Annotated in this window: 19 protein-coding genes; 13 read left to right on the top strand and 6 right to left on the bottom strand. The window is 62.6% G+C overall.

Going from position 1 to position 20,279, the window contains the following annotated elements:
- Positions 1–49 precede the first annotated feature (49 nt).
- Positions 50–1,048 (top strand): alpha/beta hydrolase family protein, encoded by a 999-nt coding sequence (locus N430_RS23680; RefSeq protein ID WP_110639259.1) that lies wholly within the window; start codon positions 50–52, stop codon positions 1,046–1,048.
- A 32-nt stretch (positions 1,049–1,080) separates the two neighbouring features.
- Here N430_RS23680 and N430_RS23675 read toward each other — a convergent pair whose 3' ends face one another.
- From N430_RS23675 to N430_RS23665, 3 genes are read right to left on the bottom strand one after another with little or no spacing between them, the layout of a single operon-like run.
- Entirely contained in the window at positions 1,081–1,845 is a 765-nt protein-coding gene (locus tag N430_RS23675; RefSeq protein WP_110639258.1) for a TerB family tellurite resistance protein, read from the bottom strand.
- Between the two features lies 1 nt (position 1,846).
- Complete coding sequence (gene murU, locus N430_RS23670; protein ID WP_110639257.1) at positions 1,847–2,518, bottom strand: N-acetylmuramate alpha-1-phosphate uridylyltransferase MurU; 672 nt, start codon at positions 2,516–2,518, stop codon at positions 1,847–1,849.
- Positions 2,515–3,534 carry an aminoglycoside phosphotransferase family protein gene (locus tag N430_RS23665; protein WP_110639256.1) on the bottom strand — a complete coding sequence of 340 codons (1,020 nt, stop codon included), beginning with the start codon at positions 3,532–3,534 and terminating at the stop codon, positions 2,515–2,517. The genes murU and N430_RS23665 overlap by 4 nt, the downstream gene beginning before the upstream one ends.
- Before the next feature lie 130 nt (positions 3,535–3,664).
- Here N430_RS23665 and N430_RS23660 point away from each other — a divergent pair, with 130 nt between their 5' ends.
- The 11 genes from N430_RS23660 to N430_RS23610 all read left to right on the top strand — a co-directional run bounded on the left by N430_RS23660 (position 3,665) and on the right by N430_RS23610 (position 17,679).
- Positions 3,665–6,463, top strand: coding sequence for an LPS-assembly protein LptD (locus N430_RS23660; protein ID WP_110639255.1), 2,799 nt, complete (start codon positions 3,665–3,667; stop codon positions 6,461–6,463).
- Positions 6,444–7,763 carry a peptidylprolyl isomerase gene (locus N430_RS23655; protein WP_110639254.1) on the top strand — a complete coding sequence of 440 codons (1,320 nt, stop codon included), beginning with the start codon at positions 6,444–6,446 and terminating at the stop codon, positions 7,761–7,763. Before N430_RS23660 ends, N430_RS23655 begins: the two co-directional genes overlap by 20 nt.
- Positions 7,760–8,749, top strand: coding sequence for a 4-hydroxythreonine-4-phosphate dehydrogenase PdxA (gene pdxA, locus N430_RS23650; RefSeq protein WP_110639253.1), 990 nt, complete (start codon positions 7,760–7,762; stop codon positions 8,747–8,749). The genes N430_RS23655 and pdxA overlap by 4 nt, the downstream gene beginning before the upstream one ends.
- Positions 8,746–9,546 carry a 16S rRNA (adenine(1518)-N(6)/adenine(1519)-N(6))-dimethyltransferase RsmA gene (gene rsmA / locus N430_RS23645; RefSeq protein WP_110639252.1) on the top strand — a complete coding sequence of 267 codons (801 nt, stop codon included), beginning with the start codon at positions 8,746–8,748 and terminating at the stop codon, positions 9,544–9,546. The genes pdxA and rsmA overlap by 4 nt, the downstream gene beginning before the upstream one ends.
- A 208-nt stretch (positions 9,547–9,754) precedes the next feature.
- Positions 9,755–10,135, top strand: a complete 381-nt coding sequence (apaG, locus tag N430_RS23640) for a Co2+/Mg2+ efflux protein ApaG (RefSeq protein WP_110639251.1) — start codon at positions 9,755–9,757, stop codon at positions 10,133–10,135.
- Entirely contained in the window at positions 10,135–11,001 is an 867-nt protein-coding gene (locus N430_RS23635) for a symmetrical bis(5'-nucleosyl)-tetraphosphatase (RefSeq protein WP_110639250.1), read from the top strand. The genes apaG and N430_RS23635 overlap by 1 nt, the downstream gene beginning before the upstream one ends.
- 14 nt (positions 11,002–11,015) lie before the next feature.
- On the top strand, positions 11,016–11,345 hold the full coding sequence (gene glpE, locus N430_RS23630; RefSeq protein ID WP_110639249.1) for a thiosulfate sulfurtransferase GlpE: 330 nt from the start codon (positions 11,016–11,018) through the stop codon (positions 11,343–11,345).
- Positions 11,346–11,629: 284 nt separating this feature from the next.
- Entirely contained in the window at positions 11,630–13,552 is a 1,923-nt protein-coding gene (locus N430_RS23625) for a PrkA family serine protein kinase (RefSeq protein ID WP_085676236.1), read from the top strand.
- Positions 13,553–13,693: 141 nt separating this feature from the next.
- Positions 13,694–14,965, top strand: coding sequence for a YeaH/YhbH family protein (locus tag N430_RS23620; RefSeq protein WP_110639248.1), 1,272 nt, complete (start codon positions 13,694–13,696; stop codon positions 14,963–14,965).
- Complete coding sequence (locus tag N430_RS23615) at positions 14,962–16,530, top strand: SpoVR family protein (RefSeq protein WP_110639247.1); 1,569 nt, start codon at positions 14,962–14,964, stop codon at positions 16,528–16,530. Before N430_RS23620 ends, N430_RS23615 begins: the two co-directional genes overlap by 4 nt.
- Positions 16,531–16,584: 54 nt before the next feature.
- On the top strand, positions 16,585–17,679 hold the full coding sequence (locus tag N430_RS23610) for a multifunctional CCA addition/repair protein (RefSeq protein ID WP_110639246.1): 1,095 nt from the start codon (positions 16,585–16,587) through the stop codon (positions 17,677–17,679).
- 48 nt (positions 17,680–17,727) lie between these two features.
- Here the strand turns inward: N430_RS23610 and folK are convergent, their stop codons facing one another.
- On the bottom strand, positions 17,728–18,237 hold the full coding sequence (folK, locus tag N430_RS23605) for a 2-amino-4-hydroxy-6-hydroxymethyldihydropteridine diphosphokinase (protein WP_110639245.1): 510 nt from the start codon (positions 18,235–18,237) through the stop codon (positions 17,728–17,730).
- Positions 18,228–18,584 carry a dihydroneopterin aldolase gene (folB, locus tag N430_RS23600; RefSeq protein WP_027917471.1) on the bottom strand — a complete coding sequence of 119 codons (357 nt, stop codon included), beginning with the start codon at positions 18,582–18,584 and terminating at the stop codon, positions 18,228–18,230. The genes folK and folB overlap by 10 nt, the downstream gene beginning before the upstream one ends.
- Positions 18,585–18,658: 74 nt before the next feature.
- Between folB and plsY the strand changes: the two genes are divergently transcribed.
- The gene (plsY, locus tag N430_RS23595; protein WP_054885227.1) at positions 18,659–19,228 is read left to right on the top strand and encodes a glycerol-3-phosphate 1-O-acyltransferase PlsY; all 570 of its coding nucleotides are present in this window, start codon (positions 18,659–18,661) and stop codon (positions 19,226–19,228) included.
- Positions 19,229–19,243: 15 nt separating this feature from the next.
- Here the strand turns inward: plsY and tsaD are convergent, their stop codons facing one another.
- Positions 19,244–20,269, bottom strand: coding sequence for a tRNA (adenosine(37)-N6)-threonylcarbamoyltransferase complex transferase subunit TsaD (gene tsaD, locus N430_RS23590; protein ID WP_110639244.1), 1,026 nt, complete (start codon positions 20,267–20,269; stop codon positions 19,244–19,246).
- Positions 20,270–20,279 lie beyond the last annotated feature (10 nt).

Here is a 20,279-nt window from a genome sequence, read left to right as displayed (position 1 = left end):
GGGCAAATACTATTAGGCTGCCGGTATCATTCTGGCCTTGGGTTGATTCATGTCCACACTTTATCGCACGACGCTGGCAATGTGCTGCCTGGCCTCGCTCCTACCACTCGGCGCCCTGGCCGCTGACGCCGCCAAGCCGGAGGCAGCAGCCGAGGCGCCCGCCGCCCCGGCGCCACGCCCGCCGCTGCTGGAGCGTAGCCAGGAAGACGCGCAAGCCCTGGAGCGCCTGGTACCGAAAGCCGAACAACAGACCCTGCAGGCCGGAGCGGACAGCTTCCTGGCCCTGTGGAAGCCGGCCAACGACAGTGATCCGAAGGGTGCCGTAATCATCGTCCCCGGCGCTGGCGAGAATGCCGACTGGCCCGACGCTGTCGGCCCGCTGCGGCGCAAGTTCCCGGATATAGGCTGGCACAGCCTGAGCGTGAGCCTGCCCGACTTGCTCGCCGACGCCCCGCAGGCGCGGGTCGAGGCCAAGCCAGCGCCAGCGCCTGAGAAGAAAGCAGGCGAAAGCGCACCGGCCAAGGATACCCCCGCCGACGCCAACGCCAACGTCGCCCAGGCCACCGCCGGCGACGCCGATACTGCAGAAAGCACCGATGCCGAGCAAGCCAGCGAACAGAACGACGTGGCCGACGCCGAACGCATCTTCGCCCGGCTGGATGCTGCCGTGGCCTATGCCCAGCAACACAATTCGCGCAGCATCGTGCTGATCGGCCACGGCAGCGGCGCCTATTGGGCAGCGCGCTACCTGAGCGAGAAGCAACCGCCGCAGGTGCAGAAACTGGTGATGGTAGCCGCACAGACGCCGGCCAGGGTCGAGCACGACCTGGAAAGCCTGACGCCTACCCTCAAGGTGCCGACGGCCGACCTCTACTACGCCACCCGTACCGGCGACCGCAATGCTGCAGTGCAGCGTTTGCAGGCCAGCAAGCGGCAGAAGGGCAGCCAATACAAGCAACTGTCGCTGATTGCCATGCCGGCCAACAAGGACGGCGAGCAGGAGCAGCTGTTCCGCAGGGTTCGGGGCTGGATGAGCCCGCAACAGTAGTTCCAGGTTGCCAGGGGCGCTGTGCGCCCCTTCTAGAACCCGCCCCGCTTGCGAACGATCGCATAGGCCTGGTGCAGTTCGCGGGTCCGCTCGGTCGCTTCGCGTACTTGCGCCTCGCTTGCCCCGCTGCCCGCCAGTTTGTCCGGATGATGCTTGCTGACCAGGCGCCGGTAAGCCTGCTTGACCTGGTCGCCTTCAGTGTCGGCCTCGACGCCCAGCAAGCGCAGTGCTGCCGCGTAGTTCATCACACCGGCTGACACCGGCGCCTTGCGCGGCTCGTACTCCAGCGACATTGCCTGCACCTGGCGCCGGCTCAGGCCTAGCTTGTGCCCCCACTCCAGCAGCAGCTCACGCTCGTGCCGCCCAGCCTTGCCGTCGGCCCAGGCCATGCGCCAGCAGGCCCGCAAGGTGCCCTCCGCGGCATGCGGTTGCAGGCGGATGCGCCGCAGGTGGCTGGACAGCCGGTCTTTGCCTGTCTTGCCCCGGTTGAACGCGGCTATCGCCCGCAACCGCGCCGCCTCGGCCATGTCCAGGCGGACCATTTCCTGCCGCGCCTGCTGGATATGCTGCTCAGCTACACGGCCATCGCTCTTGGCTAGACGCCCGAGCAGCACGAACAGCAACTCATCGTCTTGCAGGACCGGGCGACCGCCCAGCCGCTCGCGCATGTCATCCCAGCCCTGCAAGCGGATGCGCCGGTCCATCGCCTGGCCCAGCAAGGCACCGAGTAGCGCGCCCGGAATACTGGCGACCGCAAAGCCTGCACCCAGCCCGATCACCGTGCCTGGCCACCACATGTCAGGCGCGCTCGCCGATCAAGCGCTCGACCTCGGCCAGGCGCTCCAAGGTACCGACATCCACCCAGTGGCCGCGGAAATGCTCACCGCTCACCTGGCCTGACGCCATCGCCTGGCGCAGCAACGGTGCCAGTTTGAAGGCGCCCGCCTGACAGCCTTCGAACAAGGCCGGGTGCAGCACCGAGAGGCCGCTGAAAGTCAGCGTACCTGGGGCGTCGTCACCATCGACCACCCGACCCTCGCTCAGACGGAAGTCACCAATCCCGTGATGGCCGGGGTTGTCGACCAGCACCAGGTGCGCCAGCCCGCGCAGCGGAGCGCGCAAGAGGCTGAAGTCATAGTCGGTCCAGACATCGCCGTTGATCAAGGCGAACGGTTCATTCCCCAGCAATGGCAGAGCCTTGAAGATTCCGCCGCCGGTTTCCAGCGGCTCACCTTCGGCCGAGTAGCGGATGCGCAGGCCGAACCGGCTGCCATCGCCCAGATGGTCTTCGATCTGCTGGCCAAGCCAGGCGTGGTTGATCACCACCTCGGTAAACCCGGCCGCTGCCAGCGCGCGCAGGTGATACTCGATCAGTGGCTGACCCGCGACTGGCACCAGCGGTTTGGGGGTATGCAGGGTCAGCGGGCGCATGCGCTCGCCTTTGCCTGCTGCAAGAATCATCGCCTTCATGCACGCGCTCCGGCTTGCAACTCGGCGATCAGCTGGCCCAGTTCGGCAAGCTCCGGGCGACGGCTGACCACTTCATCTATATAGGCGAAGAATCGCGGGACGTCGGCCAGATAACGCGGTTTTCCGTCACGATGGCAGATTCGCGCGAAGATACCGATCACCTTGAGGTGGCGCTGCACGCCCATCAGGTCGCTGGCGCGCTGGAAATCGTCGAATGCCGGCTGCACCGGAATGCCCGCAGCCTGCGCCTGGTTCCAGTAGTTGCGCAGCCAGCCTTCGACCTGCGCCTGCGGCCAGCTGAGGAACGCATCCTTGAACAGGCAGGTGATATCGTAGGTGACCGGGCCATAAACCGCGTCCTGGAAGTCCAGTACCCCTGGGTTCGGGGTGCTCTGCATCAGGTTGCGCGGCATGTAGTCACGGTGCACCAGTACCTTGGGCTGGGCCAGGGCGCTGTCGATCAGCTGCTGGCTGATACGCTGCCAGCTGGCCCTCTGCGCTTCAGTGAAGGCCAGGCCGAGCTCACGGCCTACGTACCATTCCGGGAACAGTTCGACTTCACGGCGTAGCAAGGCGTCGTCGTAGCTGGGCAACGGTGCGTCCATCGGCAGGCGTTGGAAGGCCAAGAGCGCGTCGATGGCATCCGCGAACAGTGCATCGGCGTTGTCGGCCTGAATGATGTCCAGGTATGTCTGGTGGCCCAGATCACCCAGCAACAGGAAACCGCGCTCCAGGTCCTGCGCATGAATCTGCGGCACATGCACGCCTGCGCTGGCCAGCAGATGGTCAATGGCGACGAATGGCCGGCAGTTTTCCTGTGGTGGTGGCGCGTCCATGATCACGAAGCTGTGGCCTGCGCCCTGCCAGCGGAAGTAGCGGCGGAAGCTGGCATCGCTGCTGGCAGCGGTCAGGCTGCCCTCGGGCACCTCGCCCCAGGCGTTGTCGCGGAAAAGCTGATCGAGCTGCTCATGGAGCCAGACAGTCAGTTGTTGCAGGCGTACATCGTGTTCAGGCATTACAAGGGTCTCCGACGGCCCTAGCCGTCAAGCGGGTCATGCTTTATTATCCAGCATCTTTTTCAGACCATCGAGAGGCGTGCGGCCCCACACGCGGGCAGATGGCACGCAGGAAGCCCGGACTAATAAGATGGCATTGAAATCCCCCGCGTTTCGTAGAAAGTTTCCGTTGCTGGTGACCGGCGGTCTGCTGGCCATGCAACCTCTGGCCACCTCCTATGCGGTGGCTGCCGAGCAGTTCGACTGCCAAGTGTCCGCCTCCGGTGGTTGGGACTGCAAGCCCAAGACCCCAGCCAACAACCTGCCTCCGCGCCCAGTGCATGAAGGCGCCGCGCTCACTTCGGGCACCGAAGCCGAGCCGACCGAGTCCGCTGACAAGCCGATGCTGGTCACCGAGGCCAAAGGCCGTGGCCTGAAGTCGCGCAGTGAAGACTACAGCCACCTCGACTGGGTTCCACGCGAGAAGCTCACTGCCGCCCAGCTGGCCGAAACCGGCCCGTACTGCGGTGGCGCGTATATCGAGCCCACTCGCCCAGGCATGGCTGACTCCACGCCGAAGGACGAGTCGCCGACCTACATCAACGCCAAGGTCTCCAAATACCAGCAGGAGCAGCAGATTGCTACCCTCGCCGGTGACGTGGTCATGCGCCAGGGCAGCATGCAGGCCGAAGCCGACGAGGCCAACCTGTACCAGGCCGAGAACCGTGGCGAGCTCAAGGGTAACGTCAAGATCCGCGACAACGGCTCGCTGGTGGTCGGTGACGAGGCCCAGATTCAGCTCGATACCGGCGAAGCCCAGGTCGACAACGCCGAATACGTGATGCACAAGTCGCACATTCGCGGCAACGCCCTGTACGCCAAGCGTGGCGAAAACGCCATCATCCGTCTCAAGGACGGTACGTACACCACGTGCGAACCCGGCAGCAACGCCTGGCAGTTGAAGGGCAACAACATCACCCTGAACCCGGCGACCGGTTTCGGTACCGCGACCAACGTTACCCTGCGGGTCAAAGATTTCCCGGTGCTCTACACACCGTACATCTACTTCCCGATCGACGACCGTCGCCAGTCCGGCTTCCTGCCGCCGTCGTTCAGCAGCACCAGCGACACCGGCTTCATGCTGGTCACGCCTTACTACTTCAACCTGGCGCCCAACTATGACGCCACGTTGTACCCGCGCTACATGGCCAAGCGCGGCCTGCTGATGGAAGGCGAGTTCCGCTACCTGACCAAGTCCAGCGAAGGGCAGTTCGGTGGCGCGTACCTCAACGACGAGAACGACGATCGCAAGCTGCAGACGGACTACAAGAAAGAACGCTGGATGATCAACTGGCAGCACAAAGGTGGCTTGGATGAGCGCCTGTTGGCTGAAGTGGACTACACCGATATCAGCGATCCGTTCTATTTCCAGGACTTGGAATCTGACCAGATTGGCGTAGAAAGCCGCGACGTGGTCAACCAGCAGGGTGCCCTGACCTGGCGTGGCGACAGCTACACCGCTCGCCTGAATGCGCAAGCCTACGAAATGGCGACATTGTCGCAGATCACGCCGTACAACAAGCTGCCGCAGATCACCCTCAACGGTGCGCTGCCGTTCCATCCAGGTGGCCTGGACATGGGTTACGAAACCGAAGCGGTACGCTTCGACCGTGACCTGAAGAACGACACGGTATTCGACAAGGACGGCAACCTCGACACAACCGCCGGTCCCGATGGTCGCCGCCTGGACCAGAACATCAGTGGTATTGCGCGGGCCAACGGCACACGCCTGAATGTCGCGCCGTCGATCAGCCTGCCGATGCAAGCCAGCTATGGCTACATCACGCCCAAGCTGAAGTATGCGTACACGCACTATGACCTCGATCTGGACAGTCAAGGCCAGGCACAAGCGATTGCGCAATCGGCCAACCCGGCATACGGCAGCTACAACAGCACGCTGAACCGGGACATTCCGATCGCCTCGGTCGACAGCGGCCTGTATTTCGACCGCAACACGTCGCTGTTCGGTACCAACTACCGGCAGACCCTCGAACCGCGCATGTACTACCTCTACGTCCCGTACAAGGACCAGAAGGACATCCCGCTGTTCGATACGGGTGAAACCTTGTTCAGCTACGACTCGCTGTTCCGCGACAACCGCTTCTCCGGCACCGACCGTATCGGTGACGAGAACAAACTGTCGCTGGGCGTGACCACCCGCTGGATCGAGGACAACGGCTTCGAGCGTCAGAATTTCAGCATCGGCCAGGCTTACTACTTCAAGGACCGCAAGGTCCAGCTGCCAGGCATCGACTACCGTACCCGCAAAGACTCGCAGTCGGATGTGTCGCCGTACGCGTTGCTGTACAACTACTACTTCAACCGCGACTGGCGCTTCAATTCGGACTTCAACTGGGACCCGGACAGCCGCAGCACCCGCTCGGGCAGCGCGATGTTCCACTACCAGCCTGAAGACAACCCGAACAAGATCGTCAACTTCGGTTATCGCTACCGCAACGACACGATCGCCTACGACTCCACTACCGGTACCTGGAAAGTGGGTGGCGGCGACTATGGCACCCCGGGCACCGACAACTACATCAAGGATTACTACAAGATCCAGCAGCACGACTTCTCGGTCATCTGGCCAGTCGTACCGCAATGGAACGTGATTGCCCGCTGGCAGCATGACTACAACCGCAACCGTACCCTGGAAGCCATGGGCGGTTTCGAGTACGACAACTGCTGCTGGAAGCTGCGCCTGATCAACCGTTACTGGATCGACTACGACGACTTCAGCCAGGCTACCCCTGCAAACGAAAAAGGCGACCACGGCATCTTCCTGCAAATCGTCCTGAAAGGCCTCGGCGGCGTAGTGGGCAACAAGGTGGAATCGTTCCTCGACCAAGGCATCCAAGGTTACCGTACACGTGAAGACCAAGCTTATTGATCGACTGCGCCCGGTGTTGCTGGGCGCTGCATTGCTGAGTGGCGCGGTGCATGCCGCGGTACAACCCATCGACCGCGTGGTGGCCATCGTCGACAACGACGTGGTCATGCAGAGCCAACTGGACCAGCGTGTCCACGAGGTGCAGCAGACCATCGCCAAGCGCGGCGGCGGTGTGCCGCCGTCCGGCGCGCTGGAGCAGCAGGTACTGGAACGCCTGATCGTCGAGAACCTGCAGCTGCAGATTGGCGAACGTTCGGGCATCCGCATCACCGACGAAGAGCTGAACCAGGCCATCGGCACCATTGCCCAGCGCAATGGCATGTCCCTGGAGCAGTTCCGCGCCGCCCTCGCCCATGATGGCCTGTCGTTCGACGACGCCCGTGAGCAGGTCAAGCGCGAGATGATCATCAGCCGCGTGCGTCAGCGCCGCGTTGCCGAGCGCATCCAGGTTTCCGAGCAGGAAGTGAAGAACTTCCTCGCCTCGGACATGGGCAAGATGCAGATGTCGGAAGAGTACCGCCTGGCCAACATCCTCATCCCGACCCCGGAAGCCGCCAACTCGGACGACATCCAGAAAGCTGCGCGCAAGGTCGGCGACCTGTACCAGCAACTGCGCCAGGGTGCCGACTTCGGCCAGGTAGCGATTGCCAACTCGGCCAGCGAAAACGCCCTTGAGGGTGGTGAAATGGGCTGGCGTAAAGCGGCCCAGCTGCCACCAGACTTCGCCAAGATGCTCAGCAGCATGGCAGTCGGCGACATCACCCAGCCAATTCGCATCCCCAACGGCTTCATCCTCCTCAAGCTCGAGGAGAAGCGCGGTGGCGGCGAGAACGTGCTGCGTGACGAAGTGCATGTCCGCCACATCCTGATCAAGCCGAGCGAAATTCGCAGCGAAGCAGCCACCAAACAGCTGGCCGAGCGCCTGTACGACCGCATCCAGAACGGCGAAGACTTCGGCGAGCTGGCGAAGAGCTTCTCGGAAGACCCAGGTTCTGCACTCAACGGCGGCGACCTCAACTGGGTCGACCCGAACAGCCTGGTACCGGAGTTCCGCGAGCAGATGGCCAACGCCCAGCAAGGTGTGGTGACCAAACCGTTCAAGACCCAGTACGGCTGGCACGTCCTTGAAGTGCTGGGCCGCCGTGCCACCGACAGCACCGAGCAGGCGCGTGAGCAACAGGCCATGAACGTGCTGCGCAACCGCAAGTACGACGAAGAGCTGCAGACCTGGCTGCGCCAGATCCGCGACGAAGCCTACGTTGAAATCAAGCTGCCTGGCGCTGACCAGGCCGCACAGTGAAGCCCCTGCGCTTCGCCGTCACCCCCGGCGAACCAGCCGGCATAGGCCCCGACCTGTGCCTGCTGCTCGCCGCCGACGCCCAGCCCCATCCCCTGATTGCCATCACCAGCCGTGACCTGCTCGCCGAGCGGGCCACGCAGCTGGGGCTGGCCGTCAGCCTGCTGCCGGTTATGCCAGGCCAATGGCCCGACCAGCCTGCGCCTGCCGGCAGCCTGTACGTCTGGGATACCCCCTTGGCCGCGCCAGTGGTGCCAGGCCAGCTGGACAAGGACAATGCGGCATTCGTGCTGGAAACGCTGACCCGTGCCGGCCAAGGCTGCCTCGACGGGCAATTTGCCGGGATGATCACCGCGCCGGTGCACAAGGGTGTGATCAACGAAAGCGGTATCGCCTTCTCCGGCCATACCGAATTCCTTGCCGACCTGACCAGCACCGCCCAAGTCGTGATGATGCTGGCCACCCGTGGCCTGCGCGTAGCCTTGGTGACCACGCACCTGCCGCTGCGGGACATTGCCGACGCCATCACTGCCGAGCGCGTAGAGCGGGTCACCCGTATCCTGCACGCCGACATGCGCGACAAGTTCGGCATCGCCAACCCGCGCATCCTGGTCTGCGGCCTTAACCCGCATGCCGGAGAAGGCGGCCATCTTGGCCGCGAAGAAATCGACATCATCGAGCCAACGCTGGCCCGCCTGCGTAACGAAGGCATGGACCTGCGCGGCCCGCTGCCGGCCGATACCCTGTTTACCCCCAAATATCTGGAGCACTGCGACGCGGTGCTGGCGATGTACCATGACCAGGGCCTGCCCGTACTCAAGTACAAAGGCTTTGGCGCTGCCGTCAACGTGACCCTGGGCCTGCCGATCATCCGCACATCGGTCGACCACGGCACCGCCCTTGACCTGGCCGGCAGCGGCAAGGTCGACACCGGCAGCCTGCGCGTCGCCCTGGAAACCGCCTACCAGATGGCCGAGAACCGACCATGAACGAGCAATACCAACACCGGGCGCGCAAGCGCTTCGGCCAGAACTTCCTGCACGATGCGGGCATCATCGACCGCATCCTGCGCGCCATCAACGCCAAGGCTGGCGAACACCTGCTGGAAATCGGCCCGGGCCAGGGCGCCCTCACCGAGGGCCTGCTGGGCAGCGGCGCACAACTGGACGTCGTCGAACTGGACAAGGACCTGGTACCGATCCTCCAGCACAAGTTCGCTGGCCGCAGCAATTTCCGCCTGCACCAGGGTGATGCGCTGAAATTCGACTTCAACCAGCTGGGCGTACCGCCGCGCAGCCTGAAGGTGGTCGGCAACCTGCCTTACAACATCTCCACCCCGCTGATCTTCCACCTGCTCAGCCACGCCGGGCTGATCCGGGACATGCACTTCATGCTGCAGAAGGAAGTGGTCGAGCGCATGGCGGCAGGCCCAGGCGGTGGTGATTGGGGTCGCCTGTCGATCATGGTGCAGTACCACTGCCGTGTGGAACACCTGTTCAACGTCGGCCCGGGCGCGTTCAACCCGCCACCGAAGGTCGACTCGGCGATCGTGCGCCTGGTGCCGCACGAAGTGCTACCGCACCCGGCCAAGGATGCACGGTTGCTGGAGCAGGTAGTGCGCGAAGCGTTCAACCAGCGTCGCAAGACCCTGCGCAACACGATGAAGGGGCTGCTCGACAGCGCCGCCATCGAAGCCGCTGGCGTGGATGGCAGCCTGCGCCCTGAACAGCTCGACCTCGCGGCCTTCGTGCGCCTGGCTGATAAGCTGGCCGACCAGCAAGCCTGATTTCGCCTGCACTGGCCCTTTCGCGGGCAAGCTCGCTCCCACAGAAATTGCACAACCCCAGAAATCTGTGCGGTCCTTGTGGGAGCGGGCTTGCTCGCGAAGGGGCCGGCACTGACAGCACAAATCTCCCGATCCCCCACACCGCTGGCCCTCCCCCCTCCCAATGGCCTAGACTGCATTATTGCGTCAGTTCGCCCAAGGCCCTTGCATGTCCGACCCTCGCTATCAGATCGACGTCAGCGTCGTGACCCGTTACCTGAAAGACCAATCCGACCCAGAAAGCAGTCGCTTCGCCTTCGCCTACACCATCACCGTGCAAAACAATGGCTCGGTCAAAGCCAAGCTGCTGTCACGCCACTGGTTGATCACCAACGGTGATGGCGAAGTCGAGGAAGTGCGCGGTGCCGGCGTAGTTGGCCAGCAGCCGACCATCGAGCCCGGCCAGAGCCATACCTACAGCAGCGGCGCGGTGATCAGCACACGCGTCGGCACCATGCAGGGCAGCTACGAAATGTTCGCCGAAGACGGCAAGCGTTTCGACGCCGACATCGCACCCTTCCGCCTTGCGGTCCCTGGAGCGCTGCACTGATGGCCACCTATGCCGTCGGAGACCTGCAAGGCTGCCTGGGGCCGCTCAAGTGCCTGCTCGAACGAGTCAACTTCAACCCGGCGGTCGACCGCCTGTGGCTGGTCGGCGACCTGGTCAACCGTGGCCCCGAGTCGCTGGAAACGCTGCGTTACCTCTATTCGATCCGCCAATCGCTGGTGTGCGTGCTGGGTAACCACGACCTGCACCTGCTGGCCGTCTGGCACAACGTCGAGCGTCTGAAGAAAAGCGACACGCTGCGCGAGATCATCGAAGCACCGGATGCTGACCAACTGTTCGACTGGCTGCGCCAGCAGAAGCTGCTGCATTACGACGAGCCTCGTGGCATCGCCCTGGTCCATGCCGGCATTCCGCCTCAGTGGACCCTTGGCCAAGCACTCCAGCTGGCCGGCGAAGTCGAACAGGTACTGCGTGACGACAATCGCCTGCAACCTTTTCTGGATGGCATGTACGGCAACGAGCCGAACAAGTGGAGCAAGAGCCTCACTGGCGTGGAACGTTTGCGAGTGATCACCAACTACCTCACGCGCATGCGCTTCTGCACCGCGGCAGGCAAGCTCGACCTCAAGAGCAAGGAAGGCCTGGACACCGCACCCAAAGGCTACAAGCCCTGGTATGCACACAAGGACCGCCGCTCGCGCCACGTGAAGATCATCTTCGGCCACTGGGCTGCTCTCCAAGGCCAGGTCAACGAACCCGGCATCATCGCCCTCGACACCGGCTGCGTGTGGGGCGGTGCCATGACCCTGTACAACGTCGATAGCGGCGAATACCACCGCTGTGACTGCACCGACGACGGTCATGTCCGCCCGCCGCCACAAGCCACTACACTGATCGATCAACCCTGAAGAGAACCGTACCCATGAGCGAATTCAAGCGCATCCCTCCCGAGCAGGCCCTGGCCCTGCGCGCGCAAGGTGCGGTAGTCGTCGACATTCGCGACTCGCAAGCCTTCGCCGCCGGCCACATCACCGGCGCCAAGCATCTGGATAACCACTCGGTCGCCGAGTTCATCCGCAATGCCGACCTGGATGCCCCGACCCTGGTGGTCTGCTACCACGGCAATTCCAGCCAGAGCGCAGCCGCCTACCTGGTCGGCCAGGGCTTCTCCGACGTGTACAGCGTCGATGGCGGCTTCGAACTGTGGCGTACCACCTACCCGGCCGAGACCGCCCAGGGCACCGCCGAATAATTTTTTTCATTTTTACTGCAGCCCGCGCCCCACGCGGGCTCGCACCCCACCTGACGAACGGTCGTTCGCAACTTCTCCGCCGCCCGCCCTTGATCTTGCGGATAACCAACTATTCTTAAGCGCAGGCCATCCAGAAAAAGGGGAGAGCCGGTACACCGGCGTGCGGGTCATCGGTAGCGTTACAGGGTGTTCTGGGGGGTATACAGCAATCGGCGAACCCGGTTGCATGCCAGCATCAGCTGACTGATCCGGCGTCGTCTCCACGTATCGAGCGAGGTGACGTCATGAGTATTTTTAGCCACTTCCAACAACGCTTCGAGTCTACGCGCCAGGAAGAACTCTCGCTGCAGGAGTACCTCGAGCTGTGCAAAGAGGATCGCAGTGCCTACGCATCGGCGGCTGAACGGCTGTTGCTGGCCATCGGTGAGCCAGAACTGATCGACACCTCTACCAACTCCAGGCTGTCGCGAATATTCTCCAACAAGGTCATTCGCCGGTATCCGGCCTTTGCCGACTTCCATGGCATGGAAGAGTGCATCGACCAGATCGTTTCGTACTTCCGCCATGCCGCCCAAGGCCTGGAAGAGAAGAAACAGATCCTCTATCTGCTGGGCCCGGTAGGCGGCGGTAAATCGTCGCTGGCCGAGAAACTCAAGCAGCTGATGGAGAAGGTACCTTTCTACGCCATCAAGGGCTCGCCGGTATTCGAGTCACCCTTGGGCTTGTTCAATGCCACTGAAGACGGGGCCATTCTCGAGGAAGAGTACGGCATCTCGCGGCGCTACCTGAACACCATCATGTCGCCCTGGGCCACCAAGCGCCTGCAGGAATTCGGCGGTGATATCAGCAAGTTCAGGGTAGTGAAGCTGTACCCCTCGATCCTCAACCAGATTGCCATCGCCAAGACCGAACCAGGTGACGAGAACAACCAGGACATCTCTGCGCTGGTCGGTAAGGTCGATATCCGCAAGCTCGAAGAATTCCCGCAGAACGACGCCGATGCCTACAGCTACTCGGGCGCACTGTGCCGGGCCAACCAGGGCCTGATGGAGTTCGTCGAAATGTTCAAGGCGCCGATCAAGGTCTTGCACCCCTTGCTCACCGCTACCCAGGAAGGCAACTACAACAGCACCGAGGGCCTTGGGGCCATTCCCTACACCGGTATCCTGCTGGCCCACTCCAACGAATCGGAGTGGCACACCTTCCGCAACAACAAGAACAACGAGGCGTTCATCGACCGGATCTACATCGTCAAGGTACCGTACTGCCTGCGCGTCAGCGATGAGATCAAGATCTACGACAAGTTGCTGGTCAACAGCTCGCTGGCCAAGGCCCATTGCGCGCCCGACACACTGAAGATGCTTGCCCAGTTCACCGTGCTGTCGCGCCTCAAAGAGCCGGAAAACTCCAACATCTACTCGAAGATGCGCGTCTACGACGGCGAAAATCTCAAGGACACCGACCCGAAAGCCAAGTCGATCCAGGAGTACCGCGATGCGGCCGGCGTCGACGAAGGCATGAACGGCCTGTCGACCCGCTTCGCCTTCAAGATCCTCTCCAAGGTGTTCAACTTCGACCCACATGAAGTGGCAGCCAACCCGGTGCACCTGCTGTATGTGCTGGAACAGCAGATCGAGCAGGAACAGTTCCCGGCCGAAGTGCGCGAGCGCTACCTGCGCTACCTGAAGGAGTACCTGGCACCGCGCTACATCGAGTTCATCGGCAAGGAGATCCAGACTGCCTACCTCGAGTCCTACAGCGAATACGGCCAGAACATCTTCGACCGCTATGTGCTGTACGCCGACTTCTGGATCCAGGACCAGGAATACCGCGACCCGGAGACCGGCGAGATCCTCAACCGCATCGCCCTCAACGAAGAGCTGGAAAAGATCGAGAAACCGGCAGGCATCAGCAATCCGAAGGACTTCCGCAACGAAATCGTCAACTTCGTGCTGCGCGCCCGTGCCAACAACAATGGCAAGAACCCGAGCTGGCTCAGCTACGAGAAGCTGCGGGTGGTGATCGAGAAGAAAATGTTCTCCAACACCGAGGACCTGCTGCCGGTCATCAGCTTCAACGCCAAGGCCAGCAAGGAGGACCAACAGAAGCACAACGACTTCGTCACGCGGATGGTGGAGCGTGGCTACACCGACAAACAGGTGCGCCTGCTGTCGGAATGGTACCTGCGGGTCAGGAAATCGCAATAAAGCGGCAAGCTACAAGCCGCACGCTTCAAGCTGCCCAGCGCCGGGCGCAAGCCCGGCGCCGTAGCTTGCAGCAGCGGTGGCTGCTCTTTCCTGCAGCCTGAAGCTTGTGGCTTGCAGCTGCTCCCAGCTACCGGAGGGACCATGAGCTACGTTATCGACCGACGCCTGAACGGCAAGAACAAGAGCACGGTCAACCGCCAGCGTTTCCTGCGGCGTTACCGTGAACACATCAAGAAGGCGGTCGAAGAGGCCGTGAGCCGCCGTTCCATCATGGACATGGAACACGGTGAACAGATCAGCATTCCGGGACGGGACATCGATGAACCCGTGCTGCACCATGGTCGTGGCGGCAAGCAGACCATCGTGCACCCAGGCAACAAGGAGTTCACCGCTGGCGAGCACATCCCTCGGCCGCAAGGCGGCGGAGGCGGCAGTGGTCGCGGCAAGGCCGGCAACTCCGGCGAGGGCATGGACGATTTCGTCTTCCAGATTACCCAGGAAGAGTTCCTCGAATTCATGTTCGAAGACCTCGAACTGCCCAATCTGGTCAAACGTCACCTGACCGGCGCCGACACCTTCAAGACCGTACGAGCCGGTATCGCCAACGAAGGCAACCCGTCACGCATCAACATTGTCCGCACCCTGCGCTCGGCCCACGCCCGGCGCATCGCCCTGACCGGCAGCAGCCGTGCGCTGCTGCGCGAAGCACAAAAGGAACTGGACCGGCTGAAAGTCGAGGAACCCGACAACTTCACCGACATCCAGGAAGTCGAACAGGAAATCGATCGACTCAAGGCGCGCATCAACCGCCTGCCCTTCCTCGACACCTTCGACCTCAAGTACAACCTGCTGGTCAAGCAGCCCAACCCCAGTTCCAAGGCGGTGATGTTCTGCCTGATGGACGTGTCCGGCTCAATGACCCAGGCCACCAAGGACATCGCCAAACGCTTCTTCATCCTGCTGTACCTGTTCCTCAAGCGTAACTACGACCGCATCGAGGTGGTGTTCATCCGCCACCACACCAGCGCCCGCGAAGTCGACGAGGAAGAGTTCTTCTACTCCCGGGAAACCGGCGGCACCATCGTCTCCAGCGCGCTGAAGATGATGCAGGAGATCATGGCCGAGCGTTACCCGGCCGCTGACTGGAACATCTATGCCGCCCAGGCCTCCGACGGGGACAACTGGAACGACGACTCGCCGATCTGCCGCGAGATCCTCTCCAAGCAGATCATGCCGCATGTGCAGTACTACACTTACGTTGAGATCACCCCACGTGAGCACCAGGCGTTGTGGTACGAGTACGAGCGAATCGGCGAGGCATTCCCTGACACATTCGCCCAGCAGCAGTTGGTATCGGCCGGCGATATCTACCCGGTCTTCCGTGAACTCTTCCAGCGCAGGTTAGCCACATGACCGCCAGAGCACAGAGACGCCAACCCATTTCCACCGGGTCCGAGTGGACGTTCGAGCTGATCCAGACCTACGATCGGGAAATCAGCCGGCTGGCCGAGCGTTACGCCCTGGACACCTACCCCAACCAGATCGAGGTGATCACCGCCGAGCAGATGATGGATGCCTACGCTTCCGTCGGCATGCCGCTGGGTTATCACCACTGGTCCTACGGCAAGCAGTTCCTCAGTACCGAGAAGTCCTACAGCCGGGGCCAGATGGGCCTGGCCTACGAGATCGTGATCAACTCTGATCCGTGCATCGCCTACCTGATGGAAGAAAACACCATGTGCATGCAGGCACTGGTGATCGCCCACGCCTGCTATGGCCACAATAGCTTCTTCAAGGGCAACTACCTGTTCCGCACCTGGACCGACGCCACGTCGATCATCGACTACCTGGTGTTCGCCAAGCAGTACATCGCCCAGTGCGAGGAACGCCACGGCATCGATGCCGTGGAAGACTTGATCGACTCCTGCCACGCATTGATGAACTACGGCGTGGATCGCTACAAACGCCCCTATCCGATCTCTGCCGAAGAAGAACGCAGGCGCCAGAAGGACCGTGAAGAACACCTGCAGCGGCAGATCAACGACCTGTGGCGCACGATTCCCAAGAGTGCCGAAAAAGGCGGCGAGCGCGACGATGCACGCTTCCCCTCCGAACCGCAGGAAAACATCCTTTACTTCATCGAGAAGAACGCCCCGCTGCTCGAACCCTGGCAACGCGAGGTGGTGCGCATCGTGCGTAAGATTGCCCAGTACTTCTACCCGCAGCGCCAGACCCAGGTGATGAACGAAGGTTGGGCTACCTTCTGGCACTACACCCTGATGAACGACCTGTACGACGAAGGCCTGATTACCGAAGGCTTCATGATGGAGTTCCTGCAGTCGCACACCAGCGTGGTGTTCCAGCCCGGCTTCGACAGCCCGTACTACAGCGGCATCAACCCGTATGCACTGGGCTTTGCCATGTACACCGACATCCGCCGCATGTGCGAAAACCCGACGGAGGAAGATCGCCGCTGGTTCCCCGACATTGCCGGCAGCGACTGGCTTTCTACCATCAAGTTCGCCATGAGCAGCTTCAAGGACGAGAGTTTCATCCTGCAGTATCTGTCACCCAAGGTGATGCGTGACCTGAAGTTGTTCAGCATCCTCGATGACGACCAGCGCGATGACCTGCTGGTGCCGGCCATCCATGACGAGGCCGGCTACCGGATCATTCGCGAGCAACTGGCAGCGCAGTACAACCTCGGCAATCGCGAGCCCAACGTGCAGATATGGAGCATCGACCGCCGTGGCGATCGCTCGCTGACCTTGCGCCACCAGCAGCACAACCGCAAACCGCTGGGCGACTCCACCGAGGAAGTGCTCAAGCACCTGCACCGGCTGTGGGGCTTCGATATCCATCTGGAGACCGTACAGGGCGACCAGGTGGTCAAGACCCATCACATGCCGCCGCGTGGGGAGCATGCCGAGAGCGGCGACTACGGGCGCATGGACCTCGCCGTCATCCACCACCTCTGATGCACCGCCATTGCTGCCGACAGGGTATCCTGTGGGCAGTAATGGAGGCTGCACATGCACATCTACAAAGTCGGCGGCGCAGTACGCGACCGCCTGCTCGGGCGCCCGGTCAGCGATATCGACTGGCTGGTGGTCGGCGCCACGGTCGAGGAAATGCACGCCCAGGGTTTTCGCCCGGTCGGCGCTGACTTCCCGGTTTTCCTGCATCCGAAGACGGGCGAGGAATATGCCCTGGCGCGCACCGAGCGCAAGAGCGGGCGCGGTTATGGCGGGTTCACTTTTCACGCTAGCCCCGACGTGACGCTGGAAGAAGACCTGATCCGCCGCGACCTGACCATCAATGCGATGGCCGAAGATGAACAGGGTGTGGTCTACGACCCCTACCACGGCCAGTCCGACCTTGAACAACGCATCCTGCGCCATGTCTCCCCCGCGTTCGCCGAAGACCCACTGCGCGTACTGCGCGTAGCCCGCTTTGCCGCGCGCTATGCCCCACTGGGTTTTCAGGTCGCCGATGAAACACTGGCTCTGATGCGCCAGATCGCCGAATCGGGCGAGTTGCAGGCGCTGACAGCCGAACGTAGCTGGAAGGAGATCGAGCGGGCGCTGATGGAAAACCAGCCGCACGTGTTCATCCGGGTACTGGACGCATGTGGCGCTCTGAAGGAGTTGATGCCGGAACTGGAAAACAGCGTGGATACGCTGGCAGCACTGCAGCGTTCGGCAGAGCACCAACAGCCATTGGCTGTGCGCTGGGCGTGCTTGCTGCGAGGGCTGGAGCCAGTGGCGATCAAGGCGCTCAACCAGCGTTTCAAGGCGCCGCGTGAATGCCAGGAACTGGCTGTGCTGGTGGGTGAGTTTGCCGGGCACGCTGATGACGCGTTGCGGTTAACGCCTGCAAACTTGCTGGAAATGCTGCAGAAGTTCGACGTTTATCGCCGGCCAGAGCGTTTTGAGTATTTCATCGCGGCGTGTGAGATGGCCACCTGTGAAGGTTATCCACAGGGCGATTATCTGCGTGGAGCGGCGGCAGCGGCCCGGGGGGTAGATGTCAAGCCGCTGGTTGAAGCCGGGCTGACCGGGCAAGGCCTGGGCGAGGCCCTCAAAGGTGAGCGGCTAAAAGCGCTCGAGGCTTACAAGCCGGGCTGACCACACCGGCCCTTTCGCGGCTTTAGCCGCGAAAGGGCCGTTACAGGCTCACGCCTGAGTCAGCTGCAAACCGCGCCAGTCGAAGGCAACAGGCGCCAGCACCTGGTCGATCTGCGCCTCCTGCCACAACTGCGCCATGCTCTTGCCCGCACCTGGATGCACAAGCTCAGGCGCCAGCAGCGACAACGGCCACAGTACGAAGGCATTCTTCAGGATCTCTGCCCGGGGCAGTACCAGACCATCGAACGTGCCATGCAAGTCGTCATACATGAGCACATCGATATCCAGCGGCAGGCCCTTGCGGTCCGGCGCATAGCGGCCGTTGTCCGCCTCGATGAACTTGAGCCGGCGATCCAGCTCCATCAGGGGCAGCTCGGTCTTGCCGGTGACCACGAAGTTGATGAACGGCCCGCTCTTGATCCCCACCGCCTGGCTCTCGAACGCCGGGGAACATTGCATGTCGCTGAGAATGGCCGCCAGTGCATCGAGCCCCGCACACAGGTGCTGGTGGCGACCGATGTTGCTGCCAAGGCCCAGGTAAACCGTGCTCAGAGACATCCGCGCTCGATCTCCACGCCAACACCGCCCCGGGCGGCGGGAACAGCACCCGGCTTGGTCAGCTTCAACCGCACCCAGGGAATGTGGAACTCTTCCATCAGCGTCGCCACCAGGCGTTCGGCAAAGGTTTCCACCAGTTCGAAACGCGCCTGCTCGGCAAAGGCCTGCACCCGTGCCGAGACGCTGGCGTAGTCGAGCGCCAGGTTCAGGTCATCACCCGCCGCCGCCGGGCGGTTGTCCCAGGCGAAACTCAGGTCCAGGCGCAGGCACTGGCGAATATCCCGTTCCCAGTCATAGGCACCGATGACGGTATCGACTTCCAGGCCTTCGATGAACACTCTGTCCAAGCACTTCTCTCCACAGCACGACAAGGGCGACTGGCGCCGTTAGAATCAGGGCGTCCTCGCCCGGAATAGTTAGCATGTTTTGGTTATTGGCGCTGCTCGCCTACCTGCTCGGCTCGCTGTCCTTCGCCATCGTCCTCAGCCGCCTTTCGGGCAGCCCGGACCCGCGTTCCAGCGGTTCGGGCAATGCCGGCGCCACCAACATGCTACGCCTGGCGGGCCGTAAACTGGCGATCCTGACCCTGCTTGGCGACCTGTGCAAGGGCCTGCTGCCGGTTTTGCTCGCCCGCGCAGCCGGCCTTGGCCTGCAGGAGCAAGCCTGGGTCGGTGTCTGCGCAGTGCTCGGCCACCTGTTCCCGCTGTACTTCCGCTTTCGCGGCGGCAAAGGCGTCGCCACCGCCGCCGGCATGCTCATGGGCCTGTATTTCCCGGCCGCATTGCTGGCCATCGGCGCCTGGCTGCTGACCTTCTACCTCACCCGCACCAGCTCGCTGGCAGCGCTTGTCGCAACCCCGCTGACCTTGCCACTGCTGGCCTGGCGCGAGCCGGAGGCGCTGCTGCCGATCGCCGTGCTCACAGTGATGATCGTCTGGCGCCACCGCAACAATCTGCGCGACTTGTTTGCCGGGCGCGAGAGGCATTTCTGACACGCCCGCAAGCCTTCACACCGGCGGCAACTGCTCCATCGGCCAGCGCGCCTGCACGCTGATCGCCAGGTCCTGCTGCTGCCCGGCCAACAGGCGCTGGCAACCGGCATAGGCGATCATCGCGCCGTTGTCGGTGCAGAACTGCGGACGCGCGTAGTACACGTTGCCCTTGAGACCGGCCAGCATGTCTTCCAGCGAGGCGCGCAACGCCTTGTTGGCACTCACGCCACCGGCGATGACCAAGCGCTTGAGGCCGGTCTGCTTGAGGGCGCGCTTGCACTTGATGGTCAGAGTCTCCACCACCGCCTGCTGGAACGCCAGGGATACGTCGCAACGGGTTTGCTCGTTGTCGTCGCCAGCATTCTTGCATTGCTGCCAGGTGTTCAAGGCGAAGGTCTTGAGGCCGCTGAAGCTGAACTCCAGGCCCGGCCGATCGGTCATCGGCCGCGGGAACACGAAGCGTCCAGGCACGCCCCGCTCAGCCAGGCGCGCGATTTCCGGGCCCCCTGGGTAGTTGAGGCCAATCAGCTTGGCAGTCTTGTCGAACGCTTCGCCAGCAGCATCGTCGAGGCTCTCGCCCAGCAGTTCGTATTGGCCGATGCCATCCACCCGCACCAGCTGGGTATGGCCGCCGGAAACCAACAAAGCGACGAACGGAAACTCGGGCGGGTTTTCCTCCAGCATCGGCGCCAGCAGGTGGCCTTCCATATGGTGCACACCGATCGCTGGAATATCCCAGGCGAAGGCCAGGGCCTGGGCGCACGAGGCACCGACCAGCAGCGCACCGACCAGGCCAGGACCCGCGGTGTAGGCGATGGCGTCGATCTCGGTGGCGACGCAGCCAGCCTCCTCCAGCACCTGGCGGATGAGCGGCAGCATGCGCTTGACGTGGTCACGCGAGGCAAGCTCGGGCACCACGCCACCGAACACGCGATGCAGGTCGATCTGACTGAACAGCGCGTCGGCTAACAAACCGCGCTCACTGTCGTATAATGCGACGCCGGTTTCGTCGCAGGATGTTTCCAATCCCAGTACTAGCATGGGCTCGTCC

Origin of the sequence: Pseudomonas sp. CC120222-01a (assembly GCF_003097235.1) — a bacterium.
Taxonomy (GTDB): Bacteria; Pseudomonadota; Gammaproteobacteria; order Pseudomonadales; family Pseudomonadaceae; genus Aquipseudomonas.
The sequence above is the reverse complement of the archived record's forward strand: the minus strand, read 5'-3'. Positions and strand labels throughout refer to the sequence as shown.